At 48.7% G+C, this 15,255-nt stretch carries 14 protein-coding genes and 1 other RNA gene; 11 read left to right on the forward strand and 4 right to left on the reverse strand.

Going from position 1 to position 15,255, the window contains the following annotated elements; translation table 11 throughout:
• Positions 1-14: 14 nt before the first annotated feature.
• A complete protein-coding gene (locus J3P40_RS07950) occupies positions 15-701 on the forward strand; it encodes an MCP four helix bundle domain-containing protein (RefSeq protein WP_256004386.1) in 687 nt (228 codons plus the stop codon).
• Here the strand turns inward: J3P40_RS07950 and J3P40_RS07955 are convergent.
• The gene (locus J3P40_RS07955) at positions 698-2,017 is read right to left on the reverse strand and encodes a sensor histidine kinase (RefSeq protein ID WP_256004387.1); all 1,320 of its coding nucleotides are present in this window, start codon (positions 2,015-2,017) and stop codon (positions 698-700) included. The genes J3P40_RS07950 and J3P40_RS07955 overlap by 4 nt on opposite strands.
• A 99-nt stretch (positions 2,018-2,116) precedes the next feature.
• Here J3P40_RS07955 and J3P40_RS07960 point away from each other — a divergent pair, with 99 nt between their 5' ends.
• The 10 genes from J3P40_RS07960 (at position 2,117) to J3P40_RS08005 (ending at position 12,575) form a co-directional block, all read left to right on the forward strand.
• Positions 2,117-2,509: a GtrA family protein gene (locus tag J3P40_RS07960; RefSeq protein WP_256004388.1), complete on the forward strand. Its 393-nt coding sequence runs from the start codon at positions 2,117-2,119 to the stop codon at positions 2,507-2,509.
• Positions 2,506-4,197, forward strand: coding sequence for an ArnT family glycosyltransferase (locus J3P40_RS07965; protein ID WP_256004389.1), 1,692 nt, complete (start codon positions 2,506-2,508; stop codon positions 4,195-4,197). Before J3P40_RS07960 ends, J3P40_RS07965 begins: the two co-directional genes overlap by 4 nt.
• Before the next feature lie 99 nt (positions 4,198-4,296).
• Positions 4,297-5,328, forward strand: coding sequence for an AAA family ATPase (locus J3P40_RS07970; RefSeq protein ID WP_256004390.1), 1,032 nt, complete (start codon positions 4,297-4,299; stop codon positions 5,326-5,328).
• Between the two features lie 2 nt (positions 5,329-5,330).
• A complete protein-coding gene (locus J3P40_RS07975; protein ID WP_256004391.1) occupies positions 5,331-6,206 on the forward strand; it encodes a DUF58 domain-containing protein in 876 nt (291 codons plus the stop codon).
• Position 6,207: 1 nt separating this feature from the next.
• Positions 6,208-7,176, forward strand: coding sequence for a BatD family protein (locus J3P40_RS07980; protein ID WP_256004392.1), 969 nt, complete (start codon positions 6,208-6,210; stop codon positions 7,174-7,176).
• A complete protein-coding gene (locus tag J3P40_RS07985) occupies positions 7,173-8,177 on the forward strand; it encodes a vWA domain-containing protein (RefSeq protein WP_256004393.1) in 1,005 nt (334 codons plus the stop codon). The genes J3P40_RS07980 and J3P40_RS07985 overlap by 4 nt, the downstream gene beginning before the upstream one ends.
• 3 nt (positions 8,178-8,180) lie before the next feature.
• On the forward strand, positions 8,181-9,209 hold the full coding sequence (locus J3P40_RS07990) for a vWA domain-containing protein (RefSeq protein ID WP_256004394.1): 1,029 nt from the start codon (positions 8,181-8,183) through the stop codon (positions 9,207-9,209).
• A gap of 8 nt (positions 9,210-9,217) precedes the next feature.
• The gene (locus J3P40_RS07995) at positions 9,218-9,973 is read left to right on the forward strand and encodes a tetratricopeptide repeat protein (protein ID WP_256004395.1); all 756 of its coding nucleotides are present in this window, start codon (positions 9,218-9,220) and stop codon (positions 9,971-9,973) included.
• Positions 9,974-10,008: 35 nt separating this feature from the next.
• Complete coding sequence (locus tag J3P40_RS08000; RefSeq protein WP_256004396.1) at positions 10,009-11,817, forward strand: BatD family protein; 1,809 nt, start codon at positions 10,009-10,011, stop codon at positions 11,815-11,817.
• A complete protein-coding gene (locus J3P40_RS08005) occupies positions 11,814-12,575 on the forward strand; it encodes an SH3 domain-containing protein (protein ID WP_256004397.1) in 762 nt (253 codons plus the stop codon). Before J3P40_RS08000 ends, J3P40_RS08005 begins: the two co-directional genes overlap by 4 nt.
• A 485-nt stretch (positions 12,576-13,060) precedes the next feature.
• Here the strand turns inward: J3P40_RS08005 and ssrA are convergent.
• The 3 genes from ssrA to J3P40_RS08020 all read right to left on the reverse strand — a co-directional run bounded on the left by ssrA (position 13,061) and on the right by J3P40_RS08020 (position 15,149).
• Positions 13,061-13,427, reverse strand: a transfer-messenger RNA (tmRNA) gene (gene ssrA, locus J3P40_RS08010).
• A 43-nt stretch (positions 13,428-13,470) separates the two neighbouring features.
• A complete protein-coding gene (locus tag J3P40_RS08015) occupies positions 13,471-14,673 on the reverse strand; it encodes a pyridoxal phosphate-dependent aminotransferase (protein WP_256004408.1) in 1,203 nt (400 codons plus the stop codon).
• A 62-nt stretch (positions 14,674-14,735) separates the two neighbouring features.
• The gene (locus J3P40_RS08020) at positions 14,736-15,149 is read right to left on the reverse strand and encodes a DUF1573 domain-containing protein (protein WP_256004411.1); all 414 of its coding nucleotides are present in this window, start codon (positions 15,147-15,149) and stop codon (positions 14,736-14,738) included.
• Positions 15,150-15,255 lie beyond the last annotated feature (106 nt).

The following is a 15,255-nucleotide window of genomic DNA, read 5'->3' on the forward strand; positions in this document are numbered from 1 at the left end:
TAAAACGGAACAACATGAATTTTGCTTTTTCTATAAATAAGAAAATACGGGTGGCTACGCTGTTATTTGCCGTGATGGCTTGTACCATTCTGATCAGGATACTGGAAGACAAGAGTGTCAGGAGTATGAACGAGGCGTTCGTGTCTATGTATTCCGACAGACTTATCCCGGCGGCCGATCTGTTCTATCTGGCGGAAAACGCCAATGCGAAGAAATCCCTGTTTGAGGCGGCGTTATATAATAAAGTTAATGCGCTCGACAAGGCGGGATTTAAGAAGGAACTTGCGCGTTATAATATGATTATCGACTCGCTGATCAGAAAGTATGAGAAAACATACCTGGTGAAGCAGGAAAAAAGTTTGTTGCAGGAGTTGCGGCAGCAGATTTATGCCAACCGCCAGGTGGAAAACAATATGCTTACGCTGGTTAACCGGGCCGATTTTGCGGGTGCACGACATATTTATGAACACGTGGGCCGGCCGTCGGCCGATCTCACCTTCAATCGTTTATCGGCCTTAATGGGCATACAGAAAGCGGTGGGTCTGGAGCTGATGCATGATTCGGAATTCATTGTATCGGGCACCAAGGTGTATTCGGTTTTGCAGATCGCGCTGGCGATTGTCATCGGTATCCTGATCGTCGGCATCATCTTTACGTCAAACGTGGTGAAGATCAGCAATGAGAAGTACCGGCTGAACTAGCCTGCCGGGGCCAGGTTTAGGCTTATAATGAATTTGCTTCCCTCGTTTTCCCTGCTCTCGACAGTTATTTTGCCGCCGTGCTGTTCTATGATTGACCGGGAAATATGCAAGCCCAGTCCGATAGATTTCTCCCCTTTCAGTCCGGTGCGCCCTGACTTGGAAAACTGGTCGAACAGGTTATCATGGAGATGTTCCGGGATGCCGATGCCGAAGTCCTGAACACATATGGTGCAGGTGTCGACTGAAGTTTCCAATTTAACGTGGATAGGACTGTTCAGCGGTGAGAACTTCAACCCGTTCCCGATAAGGTTGTCTATTACCCTCGCAAACTTGGATTGGTTGATCTGTGCAAAAACGCGCTTGCTGGCAGTAAGCAACCGGATCTCATTGCGCCCGTCGGTGTTGGTCTGCCAGGCCGTACACAGGTTCGTTAAAAAAGGTACAAGGTCTACCTGCTCAAGTTCCAGGGGCTTCTTTACCTTCTGTGCTACCTCCACCAGGTCGTTAATGATATTTTTTGCATGCACCGCGGAGTTAAAGATCATTTGTGCCGGTGTGCGTCCGCCCTCTTTCTGCTCATTGATGAGTATGCTGCTGAGCGCCTCGATGTTATTGATCGGCGCGCGGAGGTCGTGCGCCACAAAGGCCAGGATTTCCCCTTTCTGGTGACTTAAGTTTTGTATTTCCTTGTTCTTTTCCCGGAGTTGCCGGAGTTGTATATAGTGTACCGACTTAAAATAGTAGCCGTAGCGGCTGCATACGAAGAAAACCGAGGCCAGGATAATGCCGGCGATGACGGTCATGAATGCCTCCTGCACATCATGCGGCGGGCTGGCGACAATGAATAGCAGCACAATGTAAAGCGTAAGAAAAATGCTTTGCCGCAGACTGAGCGCAAAAAAGACACTGGTAAGTACGATGCCGATCAGGAAGACGGTTAAGGTGTTTTTAACGCTGTGCAGGGACACAATATAGCTTACACTGAAGGTTGTGCTCAGCAGAAAGAGGCAATATAACGAAGTAAAAAAATCTCTTTTCATCGGTGTCCATGTGCTGCGCTTCAGGGCTTGACCGCATATAACCGCAAAGATTGCCGACCCGCAGATCTGCACCCAGTTGCTCAGGCTATACTCATGGAAATTCGGCATGCTGCTCAGTTCTTCCAGGTAGAAAAACGATGCGATCCGCGCAGATCCTGCCACGCATATCAGGAACAGGCACAGATTTCTGATCTGTCGCACGTTGCGATACCCGTAGGCCTTCCGGAAGCTGTCATAATAGGGAGATGGCGTCTGGTAATGGAAGAGATTGAACAATGTTGGTTTTTAGGGTAAAAATAGTAAAATGCCGTTAAGTTTCCTGTTATTTATATTAGTTTTGTTGAAAGTAAATCACCATGCCTGTCATTTTCTGTTGTGGAATTTAACCAGACTTTCTTCTTCAAGTTCTTCAAGTTCGGAATCGTAGGGTTTTCTGGGCTGATCGTGGATTTTGGGGTGACTTACCTGCTTAAAGAAAAACTCCGGGTCCAGAAGTATGTTTCCTCTTCCTTTGGGTTTTTGGTGGCCACAGGCACCAATTACCTGCTGAACCGATCCTGGACTTTTCATAATCAGGACCCGGCGTACATTGCCCAGTTTGGAAAGTTTTTCCTGATTTCGCTGGTCGGACTGGCACTCGGGAATATCCTGATCTACCTGCTTCACGATCGTCTGAAATGGAACTTTTATATGGCTAAGGGCTGTGCGGTTGTTGCAGTTTCCTTCTGGAACTTCTTTGCGAACTATTTATATACATTTACCGGATGATCAGGACTAACCGGCTGCTGTTTGCTTTTCTGGCGATATGGACTATTGTTAACCTGCTGCAGGCGGCCTTTGTGGAGCTGCACGCAGATGAGGCCTATTATTGGATGTATTCCAGGTTTATGGACTGGGGTTATTTTGACCATCCGCCGATGGTGGCCGTGTTTATTAAAGCAGGTGATGCGCTGATACATTCGGAGCTGGGATTACGATTACTCACGGTGATCAGCAGCACATTCTCTGTATACCTGCTTTGGCTGATCCTGAAGCAGTATGGCAGCAATGCAAGGCTGTTTGTATGTCTTTTTGCCTCTGTGGTGCTGTTCCATGTCTATGGCTTTATCACGACGCCAGATTCACCGCTTTTCTTTTTTACCATCCTGTTCTTCTACGTGTACCAGCGCTATCTTAAGCGCGACAGCTGGATGCTGGCCGTGGTTCTGGCAGTTATTGTGGCCGCGATGCTTTACAGCAAATATCATGGGATCCTGGTCTTGTTTTTCACCATTCTGGCCAATTACCGGATATTACGGAGACCTTCGTTCTGGGGAATCGTGCTGGTGGCCCTGCTTTGTTACCTACCCCATATTCTTTGGCAGGTGCAGCATGGTTACCCGTCCTATTATTATCATTTCATCGACCGTTCAGCGGATGTGTATCGTTTCAGTTTCACGTCTGAGTATCTTCTTGCGCAGCTTGCACTGGCCGGTCCGCTGGTGGGCTGGTTTATCTACGCCGCGGCGGTGCGACTGAAAAGTACGGATGACTTTACCAGGGCGCTGCAGTTTAATTGCTATGGCTTGTTTCTGTTCTTCTTGGTCAGCACCCTGAAAGGCCGGGTTGAGGCGCACTGGACACTTCCTGCTTTACTCTGCCTGTTTATGCTGGCCTACATACAGCTGGCGGGGCGACAGCTTCCGGCCTGGTTTGAAAAGCTGGCCATAGCGAATATTGTGCTGATCGGATTGGTGAGGCTTGCGCTGATCGTCCCGGTAGAGGGTTTTATGAAGTTTAAGCCCCTGGCATATTATTTTGGAAATGCTAGCTGGGCTAAGGAAGTTCAGGCTCATGCGGGTACAAGCCCCGTGATATTCTTTGACTCTTTTCAGATACCTTCCTGGTATAATTATTATAACCGCAGTACGAATGCCACAGCTTATAACTCACGGAACTACCGTAAGAATCAGTACGATCTGTGGCCGATGGAGGAAAACCTTCAGGGCCGGTCGGCCTACGTGGTAACACCATACAGCAGGGGCGAAAGCGCTGAGGATACCATTCAGACAAGCAAGGGGGTGTTTTATGGTTCGGTGGTCGACACTATCCGGTCTTATCAGAAGCTAGCCATTCAATGTGATAGTTTGCCGGGCGATTGGAAGGCGGGTGCCGATAAGGTGGTCGAACTGAGCGTCACAAATCCTTATCCATACGCTGTTTCATTAAGCAACGATGGGCAGAAGTGGAATAGTTACCTGGAATATGGTTTTAAAAAAGATGGAGTGATGGGCGATTTCAAACCGGTATTTGGACATATCGATGGACTTGACATGGCTTCGGGAGCATCCGAAAGGCTGGTGGTTATCCTTAAAGGACCGGCGAGCCCGGGTAAATATAAGCTCGTACTTTCGTTGCGGACGGAGCCTTTTAACGGACCAAGGAACAGCAGTATGATTCCGGTGGACATCCGATAGACTCGCTTTTTTAACAAATTTTAACATTCGTGAACCGGATTCGGTTTGCGAAAAAAAAGCACATTTTCTAATTTTCGCCACCAAAATTAAAGGCACAACATGGAAGAAGTTATCAATACAACACCAGCGGATCAGACATACGGAACGGACATCCGCATGCTTAATGAGATGATCCGCAAGGAAAGCGAATTCATTGATCTGCTCTTAATGGAAATGGACAAGGTAATTGTTGGCCAGCGCTATATGGTGGAACGCTTGCTGATCGGCCTGCTGGCCAACGGGCATATCTTGCTGGAAGGCGTACCCGGTTTAGCTAAGACACTGGCCATCAACACGCTGGCTAAGACTATAGACGCCGGGTTCAGCCGGGTGCAATTTACGCCCGACCTGCTCCCTGCAGACGTGCTGGGTACGATGATCTATAATCAGAAGAAGGAGGAGTTCATTGTGCGCAAAGGACCGCTGTTCTCGAATTTCGTGCTGGCAGATGAGATCAACCGCGCGCCTGCCAAGGTGCAGAGTGCATTGCTGGAGGCTATGCAGGAGAGACAGGTAACCATCGGCGATGAGACATACCGCCTGCCCGAGCCTTTCCTGGTGCTGGCTACGCAAAACCCGGTGGAGCAGGAGGGAACTTATCCGCTTCCAGAGGCGCAGGTAGACCGCTTTATGCTCAAGGTGGTGATCGACTACCCGAAAAAGGAGGATGAAAAGCGCATTATGCGTGCCAATATAGCGCCTCAGGGTATGCCGGTGCCCAATAAGGTGGTACATCCGGATGAAATCCTGCGTGCAAGAAAAGTCGTGAAGGATGTGTATATGGACGAGAAGATTGAACAATACATCATAGATATTGTGTTCGCTACACGTTTCCCTGAGCAATATAAACTTACGGAATATAAAAACCTGATCAGCTTTGGTGCATCGCCACGCGCTTCGATCAATCTGGCCATGGCCGCCAAAGCTTATGCTTTTATTAAAAGGCGTGGATATGTGATCCCGGAAGACGTACGTGCAGTGTGTCATGACGTGTTACGCCACCGTATCGGGCTGACCTACGAGGCGGAGGCCGAGGATATGACGACAGAGAAGATCATCACCGGAATACTGAATGCGATAGAAGTTCCATAAGCATGGATACCAAAGAGCTTTTAAAGAAGGTCAGGAAAATAGAGATAAAAACACGCGGACTAAGCAACCAGATCTTTTCTGGTGAATACCATTCCGCGTTTAAAGGTCGCGGTATGGCCTTCAACGAAGTGAGGGAATACCAGAGCGGCGACGAGATCAGGACGATAGACTGGAACGTGACCGCACGTTTTAACCATCCGTACGTTAAGGTGTTTAACGAAGAGCGGGAAATGACCGTGATGCTGCTGGTGGACGTGAGCGGTTCTAAGAACTTCGGGACCCAGAACCAGCAGAAGCAGGAGCTGGCTACAGAGCTTTGTGCGGTGCTGGCGTTTTCCGCCATCCAGAATAATGATAAGGTGGGCGTGCTGTTTTTCAGCGACCGTGTCGAGAAGTTTATTCCGCCTAAAAAAGGCCGTACGCATATTCTGATGATCATTCGCGAGCTGATCAATTTTAAGCCGGAGGCGAAGGGGACGGACCTGGCTATGGCCCTGAGGTATTTTACGGGGGCGATCAAGAAACGCAGTACTGCGTTCCTTATCTCTGATTTTATGAGTGCTTCTTTTGAGAATGAACTTAAGATCGCCAATAAGAAACACGATCTGGTAGCGTTGAGGTTGTTCGACCTCCATGAGGAGAATTTTCCGGACCTGGGACTGATTCCGATGCAGGATGAGGAGACGGGTGAGGTAGCCTGGGTGAATACCTCTGATAAAAAAGTGAGACAAGCCTTTAAGGCGGCAGCGCTGGAACGTAATGGTCGCCTGGAAAATGTTTTTAAGCGTTCGGGGGTTGATTTTGCCAGGATCGGCACACATGAGTCGTATGTGAAGCCGCTGATGGCGTTGTTTAAAAAACGGGGGGCTAAGAGGTAGTATGAAGAGATTTATCCGATTGACTTTAAGCATAGTTTGCTGTGTGTTGGGCCTCGCCGCCAGTGCCCAGGATGTGAGGGTGGCCGCTGTGCTGGATACCGGGGTAATTGCCTTGGGCGACCAGACGGTGCTGCGCCTGAGCGCCGAGGTAGTGCGGGGAAAAAGGGTGTCGCTTCCGGCGCTGACCGATACCATAAGCAGTAAGATCCTGATTGCGGCTGCTGGCAAAGCAGATACCAGTGATCTAAAGAATGGCCAGGATCTTATCCGCATAGAACAGGCCTATACCATCACCTCATTTGAGCCGGGTCTGCATCAGGTGCCGGGCTTTACTTTTGAGGCAGATGGTAAAACGTACACGACCGACCCGCTTCCATTGCAGGTGACGTCGGTGCAGGTAGATACAACCAAGGCGATATTTGATATCAAGCAGCCGCTGGGGGTATCATACACGTTTCTCGACTGGTTGTCGGACAACAAGGTTTTAGTTGGTGCCGGATTGCTGCTTGTTCTGCTGCTGGGCTTGCTATGGTATTATTTCAGGCGACGCAAACCGGCAGAGAAGCCTGTGCCGCAGGAACCCGTACTCGCAGCTCATGTAGAGGCTCTTCAAAAACTCGATGAACTGAATGCGAAGAAGTTATGGCAGCAGGGGCAGGTAAAAGCCTATTACAGCGATCTGACGGAAATATTGAAAATATACCTGGAAAGACGGTTCCGGATTTCTGCACAGGAGCATACCACAGATGAAATCCTGAATGCGCTGAAGGGACTTGAAAAAGTTGATGGTGGTCTTTCGGCTGCCGATCGTGCAGCGCTCGGACAGATCCTTTCAGAGGCCGACCTGGTGAAGTTTGCCAAGGCTGTCCCGGCACCGGGAGAGAACGACCTGCGTTTGGCTGAGGCCATCGCCTTTGTACGTGCTACCGGATCGGAAGCCGCAGATAAAACAGGAGGAAAGGTGCAATGAGTTGGTTTGAAGGTATTGAGTTTGCCGACCCGGTCATGTTCTGGCTGTTGCTGCTCGTCCCGCTGATGATCGGCTGGTATATATGGAAAAACCGGCAGTTGCAAGGTACCCTGCGTATGTCGGCCCTCTCAGGTTTTGCTAAGGCCGGGCAGGGTTCGTACCGGTACCTGAGGCATTATGGCATTGTGCTGCGGGCGCTGGCTGTGGCCGCTATGGTGGTGGCGTTGGCCAGACCGCAGTCGCCCATGAGCTGGCAGGACTCCGTAACGGAAGGTATTGATATTGTCATTGCTACAGATATTTCGGGGAGTATGCTGTCGGAAGACCTGAAGCCTAATCGCCTTGAGGCTGGTAAGCAGATCGCGATTGACTTTATAAAGGACCGGCCCAGCGACCGTATCGGTCTGGTGGTGTTCAGCGGAGAGAGTTTTACGCAGTGTCCGCTGACGATAGACCACGAGGTACTGGTGAATCTGTTTCAGGATGTCAGCAACGGGATGATCGAAGATGGGACCGCGATCGGTATGGGACTCGCTACGGCGGTCAACCGCTTGAAAGAGAGTGAGGCAAAGAGCAAGGTGGTTATATTGCTGACAGATGGTTCTAATACGACCGGATCTATACCACCGCTGATGGCTGCGGAGATTGCTAAAAAAATGGGTGTGCGTGTGTATACGGTTGGCGTGGGAACAAGGGGCTACGCGCCATATCCTTTTAAAACGGCTTTCGGTACCCAGTACCAGCGTATTCCGGTGACCATTGATGAGCCTACCATGAAAAAGATTGCGAGTACAACTGGTGGGCAGTATTTCAGGGCAACAAACAATGAAGCGCTGAAGGCGATCTATGCGCAGATCGATAAGCTGGAGCGTGCCAAGATCGCGGTGACGCAGTATCACCAGAAGACCGAGCGTTTTTTGCCCTGGGCGTTGATTGCTGCGGTGCTGCTGCTGGCTGAGTTTTTATTAAGGAATACAATTTTTAAGGGGGCGTTGACTTAAGCAATGGTACGTTTTGAACATATCGCATTTTTATGGGGTTTGGCAGCTGTGCCGGTACTCATTCTGATCTTCCTGTTCATGATGCGCTGGAAAAGGAAGGCGCTCGACAAACTGGGCAATCGGGATACGGTACGGAAGGTGATTCCGGAGGTGTCGTTCAGCAGGCCGGTGATCAAATTCGTGTTCTTTATCGCGGCTTTTACCGCGCTGGTAGTGGCGCTCGCAAATCCGCAGATGGGTACGAAGATGGAAGAGGGCAAACGCAACGGGGCTGACGTGATGATCCTGCTGGATGTATCTAACAGTATGCTGGCGGGCGACTTATCGCCTAGTCGCCTGGAAAGCGCTAAAAGGGCGATCGCACAGATGATCGATAACCTGCAGAACGACCGGGTCGGTATTATTGTGTTCGCCGGGCAGGCCTATGTTCAGTTGCCCATCACCACGGATCATTCGGCAGCCAAATTGTTTTTGAACAACATCAGTACAGATATGGTGCCTACCCAGGGTACGGCCATAGGAACGGCCATAGATATGGCGATGAAATCTTTCAATTTTGTGAGTGGAACGGCTAAGGCGATGATTGTGATGACGGACGGGGAAAATCATGAGGATGACGCCATGGCTGCTGCGGAGCGGGCAAGAAGCAAAGATGTGACTGTTCATGTGGTTGGCCTGGGGACGCCTGAGGGTTCGCCTATACCGGTATACCGCGACGGCAACCCGGTGGGCTTCCGGAAAGATGAGCAGGGACAGACGGTGATGACGAAGCTTAATGAAGAGATGTGCAGGGATATTGCCGTGGCCGGCAACGGCGTTTATGTGCGGGCGTCTAACGCGAACAGTGGTCTGCCCCTGATCATGGAACAGGTAAATAAGATGGAGAAGAAGAGTTACGATACTAAAGTGTTTCGCGATTATGAGGACCGCTTCCAGATCTTTCTGCTGGCGGCGCTCGTCTTGCTTATGGCGGAGTTTTTCATCTCACTGCGCAAGAATTTGAAACTGGCTGGATGGAGTTTATTTGAATAATGATGGTGATGAGAACAGTGATATTGGTACTTGGATTATGGGCTTACGGAACGTCTGCTTTTGCGCAGCAGGAGAAGAAATATATCCGTGAGGGCAACAAGCTTTACGAGCAGAAGCGCTATGATGAGGCTGAGGCGCAGTACCGGACTTCGGTGGAGCGCTCAAAGGGTTCGACGGCGGGCAATTTCAATTTAGGCAATGCGCTGTACAAACAGAAAAAACTGGATGATGCGGCTCAGAAGTTCAGCGAGCTTGCGGGTTCAACGGACGACAAGGCCTTGCGTGCAAAGGCCTATCATAACCTGGGTAATGCTCTGCTGGAATCGAACAAGCTTGAGGAAAGTATAGCGGCTTATAAGAAGGCCCTGCTCAGCAACCCGAAAGATGACGAAACCCGGTACAACCTTGCGTATGCCATGGAAAAGCTGAAGCAGCAGCAACAGAACAAGGATAAGAACAAAGACAAGGACAAAAATAAGGATAAGGACAAGAAGGACCAGAACAAGGATCAGCAGGACAAGGATAAGAAGGACAAAGACGGCAAGGATAACAAAGACCAGGATAAGAATCAGGACAAGGACAAGCAAGATAAAAAGGATAAGCAGGATCAGCCAGAGGGCGGGCAGCCTAAACCTGATCAGTTGTCGAAAGAAGATGCGGAGCGGATGCTGGAGGCTCTGAAGAACGAAGAGAAAAATACCCAGGACAAGCTGAAGAAAAAGAAAGCTCAGCCAGTGAAGGGGCGCATTACAAAAGATTGGTAGACATGAGAGGTTGTTTAGGGCAATGTAGATTGTATATGTTCAGGCTGACCGCTGTTTTGATGCTGCTGACGCTTTATGTGGCAGGTTATGGGCAGTCGGCCAGACTTACCGCTTCGGTGAGCTCAAATCCGGTAGGTACCGGCGAGCGGTTTGAGGTAGTGTTTTCGACCAGCGGGAACATTGAATCTTTCAGTCCGCCTGATTTCCGCGGATTTGAGGTTTTGGGAGGCCCCAATCAGTCGTCCAGCTTTAGTTCCATCAACGGGCGTGTGACTTCAAGTATGTCAATCAGCTACGTGCTGATGGCCCGGCAGGTTGGGGCCTTTACGATTGGAGCGGCAACGATGGTATCTGAGGGTAAGAAATATCAGAGTTCCCCGCTCAAGGTCAGGGTGGTGAAGGGCCAATCCGTTCCGCAACCTGCCCCAGGTGCACAAGGCCGGGCACAGGAGCCAGTTGGAGAGACAAGTGACGAAGATTTATCTAAACGGCTGTTTATGCGTGCCGTGGCCGATAAGACGAATGTGTACCAGGGCGAGCAGATCACGGTAAGTTATAAGCTCTACACCAATATAGAGCTGGTGGATAATCAGCCCGGTAAGATGCCGGATTTCAATGGTTTCTGGAGCCAGGAGGTAAAAAGCAACGACCCTAATGTACGCTGGGTGGTCGAAAACCATAATGGCCGTCGATATCATGTGGCGGTACTCCGGCAGATCGTTCTGTTTCCCGAGCGTTCCGGAAAGCTGACCCTCGACCCCATGGAAATGGATTTCCTTGTACGCCAGCAGGTGCCCTCCAACGATCCTTTCGAACAGTTCTTTGGCGGTGCCCACCGGGATGTAAAATATAAAGTGAAAAGTCCACCAGTAAGCATACAGGTAAAGCCCCTGCCTGAAGCAGGGAAGCCTCAGGGTTTTCAGGGGGCGGTGGGCAAGTTTACCATACATACGGTGCTCGACAAGCAGGCGGTGAAGGCCAACGAGGCATTGAATTACACCTTCAAAGTCACAGGTTCGGGCAACCTGAAACTGCTGCGTGCGCCTGAATTGACTTTGGCTCCGGAGATTGAGAAGTATGACCCTAAAGTATCCGACAATATCGATATCAGTGCCAACGGCGTTTCTGGAGCGCGGGAATTTTCTTATCTCCTGATTCCACGGCACCAGGGTGATTTTACCATAGATGCCCCTCAGTTCTCGTATTTTAATCCTGAGACCAGGAAGTATGTTACGCTGACGGGGACGGCTTTTCCGGTGAAGGTCGCCAAAGGCGATCCGGGATCGGGTATTACGGCTTTCGGGCCTGACGGTAAGGAAGACGTGCGGCTGCTGTCTAAAGACATAGCTTACATACGTACCGGTGATGTGAAACTTAAACGTGGCGATGAAGGGTTTTACGGATCGTTTGGTTTTTATGCTTTGCTTGCGCTCGGACCTCTCGCTTTTATAGCCGCTATCTTTTACCGAAGGGCCGACCGGGAGCGTAACAAGGATTTGGTTTTGGTAAAAAGCCGTAAAGCAAATAAATTGGCCGCCAAACATTTAGCGAATGCCAGGAAGCAAATGCAGGAAGGCAACCGTTCAGCTTTCTATGAGGCTGTCTACCGCGGACTGTACGGTTACCTGAGTGATAAGCTGAACATCCCGTACGCGGAACTTAACCGAGAAAACATAAGTCAGGCGCTAAGCGCCCGCGGACTGGACGAGTCGCTCATAGCCCGGTTAGACGCTACCCTTGAGCAATGTGAGATGGCCAGATATGCGCCGGTGACAGCGGTTACCGATCAGGAAATGCTGGACAAGGCACAGGACGTAATTACTGAAATAGAGCATAAGGCATGAAAATAAAGTTGTTGTATTTGGTTTTGCTGCTTGCATACCCTTTTTTTTCAAACGGGCAGCTTGATGCGGATTCCTTGTTTAAGGCTGGAAATAAGCAATATGGCAAACAGCAGTTTTCAGCCGCGGCACAGTCGTACCAGCGACTGGCAGATGCCGGGTATTTGTCGGCCGACCTCTATATGAACCTGGGTAATGCGTATTACAAACTTGATGAAATTCCTAAGGCGATTTTGTATTATGAAAAAGCATACAAGCTTTCTCCGGGCGACGCCGAAATAGAGCATAACCTTTATCTGGCCAATGCGAGGGTGAAAGACCGGATTACACCTGTACCTGAGTTTTTCCTGTACACGTGGTATAAGCGTGTGGTATTTGCAGCCTCAGCAGATGCTTTTGCCGTTTGGACTGTGCTATGTGTGCTTACAGGCTTTGCTTTGCTGCTGGTGTATTTGTTTGCCAGCCGTATAGAGCTCAGGAAAGGTGGTTTTTATGGTGGGATAGCACTCGTTCTGGTCGGAATCATTTTCTTCTCCTTAGCCGGTGCACAGTCGGCCGCCCTGAATGCTGGTCGCCATGCCATCGTTTTTAAAGGGGTGGTTAACATCAAAGCCGCACCGGCCGAATCTCAAAAGACCTTGTTCGTGATCCATGAGGGTACAAAAGTGAAGATTAAAGGGGAGGATGGCGACTGGATTCATGTAGAATTAGCCAATGGAAATGCAGGCTGGATGCTCAGAAATTCTGTGGAGCAGATCTAAAGTTTCCTGACAGCACATCAGCGAAAGAAGTTTCTTATAAAGGCAGGAATTTCAGTAATGGTCTGATAAACATTCCTACTTCATGGCCTATGAAGAGATATTTACTCCGAAATAAGTAGATAATAAATAGATAATTAACATATGGTTGACATATATTTCACATATCGTTGATATATCTAATGGATACACCAAGGATATATCAAGGATATAGCAAGGATATACCAACCCTCTACTCATATTGTAGTTATTATCTAAAGATTACCTATTTATAGGCGGCGAGGACGCTTTCACTACTAAGCTTTTTATTGAGCATGCCGTCTTATTTTTAAGGCATAATGTAAATGATTTTTAGAGCCGGTGTTTATAGTCGTGTTCGTTTTCTATGATGCTATATGTGGTGTATTGTGAACCCATACTATAAAATCTGCCTTTAAACAACAAAGGAGCGGTAAAGTTAAACTTTAAACCACTCCTTAATTAGTTAGCGGTGGACCCGAAGGGAGTCGAACCCTTGTCCAGTTGTGTGATAAATTATGCCTTCTACATGCTTATTTTCCAATCTGTTGTCGGGATCAGGCGGGCTGGAAACCGACCTTGCCTTTCACCTTAGATGCTTTGTTCTCACTACTGTCTCGCACCGCACAGTAGCCAGCGTCGTTATTTCGATGCCCCTGGTTCTAACCTAACAACGCAGCAGTTAGAGGGACAAAAGCTAGCTAATTCTAAATTAGGCAGCTAAGGCGTAGTTATTTTCGCCAATTATTGTTTGAACGTTATCTTTTAAGTGCTCTCCGTACAACGCACTGCATGCTTACATACTCAGCGCCACCCTGTCAAATCCAGAACGAGCCCATGTAAGTGAGAGTATCCACTCCGAGATACAAATATACGAAAATTATGCCAGAGTACGGCCTGGGTATTGTTTAAGTGCTTCGGTCAAACAATCCATAGCTTCGTTTAAGTCCTCGTTTTTAAGGACATAAGCCATTCTGACCTCGTTTTTACCTGATCCGGGTGTAGAGTAAAATCCCGTTGCAGGTGCCATCATGACAGTTGCTCCGTTATATTCAAAGCTTTCGAGGATCCATTGGCAGAAGTTGTCGGCATCATCTATCGGAAGCTGGGCAACAACATAGAAGGCTCCGCCTGGGTTCGGACAAAAAACGCCGTCTATGGCATTGAGGCGACTTACCAGAGTATCCCTGCGCGAGGTATATTCTTTGTTGACCGCCTCGAAATAACTGTCGGGTGTATCAACGGCAGCTGTGCCTGCAATCTGCTCTACCATTCCGGGGCTCAGCCTGGCCTGAGCAAATTTTAATCCCGCTTGTATGATCTGTTTGTTTTTAGTGATCAGGCAGCCTAAACGGGCTCCGCAAGCGCTGTATCTCTTTGAAACGGTGTCCATGATGACTACGTTCTCTTCCAGTCCGTCGAGGTGCATCGGTGAAATGAATTCCTTGCCGTCGTAACAGAACTCCCGGTAAGCCTCGTCTGAAAACAGGAAGAGGTCATACTTCAGGCAAAGTCCTTTTAAGGCCTCCAGTTCCTCTTTGGAATAAAGGTAGCCGGTTGGGTTATTCGGATTGCATATGATGATCGCCTTCGTCTTCTCGGTGATCAGTTTCTCAAATTCTGCAATAGGAGGAAGGGCAAATCCATTTTCAATATACGAAAGAATGGGTTTCACGACTACATTGCTCATGCAGGCAAAGCCGTTATAGTTGGCGTAAAAAGGCTCTGGGATAATGATCTCATCACCTTCGTTAACGCAGGTCTGCATGGCTATGGTGATGGCTTCTGAGCCACCTACGGTCACCAGGATATCTGCCGGCGTGATGTTGTAACCGAGTTTGTTATAATATTCGGCAAGTTTGGTCCGGTAGGCAAGCGTACCTTCGGATGGGGTATAGGCCCAGACATTAAAATCTATGTTTTTGATGGCGTTAAGCATACCTTCGGGCGTGGCTATATCCGGCTGTCCGATGTTTAAATGGTGTACTTTCTTTCCGTCTTTTTTGGCTTTATCGGCAAATGGTGTCAGTTTCCTTATCGGAGAGGCGGGCATTTGTGTCCCTTTATCTGAAATAGTTGGCATGGGGCAAAATTAAAAAACCTCGTTGATTAACGAGGTTTTTTAATTCATAAATATTGGAATTCCTATTTGGTAGCAGAAGCAGTTGTAGAAGCTCCGGCTGCCACGGTTTCACCTTTAATATAAAGAACCTTCACCGGTGTTTTCGCATTGGAGGTTATAGTAACATTTTTGCTAAACGGTAGTGGCTGACCGGTTGGATTGTACGTAACCTTGATTGAACCTGTCTCTCCTTTTTTCACCGGCACTTTGGTGTATTCGGGAACAGTGCACCCACATGTGGCTTCCACTTTGGTGATGATCAGTGGTTGATCGCCCACGTTTACAAAGTTAAAAACCGTTACCGCAGGCTTGTTTATAGCGATTTTACCAAAGTCGTGCGTTTCTTTCTCGAACTTAAATTCCGCCTGCTTGCTCTGGGCGTTTGTTACGATAACAAGACCAAAGAACAAGGCAGACAGTAGGATTAGCTTTTTCATATTCAATATGTTTGTTTAACAAATTTAATCATTTAAAAGATATATATCAAAACCCGTTCCACGGATAAAATGGCCTGGGCGTTTAAGTCATACCTCGGATTTTGTG

This window comes from Pedobacter deserti, assembly GCF_024436415.1.
In the GTDB taxonomy this organism is placed as follows: Bacteria; Bacteroidota; Bacteroidia; order Sphingobacteriales; family Sphingobacteriaceae; genus Pedobacter; species Pedobacter faecalis.

Coding starts and splice junctions, on each gene's coding strand:
- J3P40_RS07950 (WP_256004386.1), top strand. CDS start 15: ATGAATTTTGCTTTTTCTATAAATAAGAAAATACGGGTGGCTACGCTG.
- J3P40_RS07965 (WP_256004389.1), top strand. CDS start 2,506: ATGATCAGGACTAACCGGCTGCTGTTTGCTTTTCTGGCGATATGGACT.
- J3P40_RS07970 (WP_256004390.1), top strand. CDS start 4,297: ATGGAAGAAGTTATCAATACAACACCAGCGGATCAGACATACGGAACG.
- J3P40_RS07975 (WP_256004391.1), top strand. CDS start 5,331: ATGGATACCAAAGAGCTTTTAAAGAAGGTCAGGAAAATAGAGATAAAA.
- J3P40_RS07980 (WP_256004392.1), top strand. CDS start 6,208: ATGAAGAGATTTATCCGATTGACTTTAAGCATAGTTTGCTGTGTGTTG.
- J3P40_RS07985 (WP_256004393.1), top strand. CDS start 7,173: ATGAGTTGGTTTGAAGGTATTGAGTTTGCCGACCCGGTCATGTTCTGG.
- J3P40_RS07990 (WP_256004394.1), top strand. CDS start 8,181: ATGGTACGTTTTGAACATATCGCATTTTTATGGGGTTTGGCAGCTGTG.
- J3P40_RS07995 (WP_256004395.1), top strand. CDS start 9,218: ATGAGAACAGTGATATTGGTACTTGGATTATGGGCTTACGGAACGTCT.
- J3P40_RS08000 (WP_256004396.1), top strand. CDS start 10,009: ATGTTCAGGCTGACCGCTGTTTTGATGCTGCTGACGCTTTATGTGGCA.
- J3P40_RS08005 (WP_256004397.1), top strand. CDS start 11,814: ATGAAAATAAAGTTGTTGTATTTGGTTTTGCTGCTTGCATACCCTTTT.
- J3P40_RS08015 (WP_256004408.1), bottom strand. CDS start 14,673: ATGCCAACTATTTCAGATAAAGGGACACAAATGCCCGCCTCTCCGATA.
- J3P40_RS08020 (WP_256004411.1), bottom strand. CDS start 15,149: ATGAAAAAGCTAATCCTACTGTCTGCCTTGTTCTTTGGTCTTGTTATC.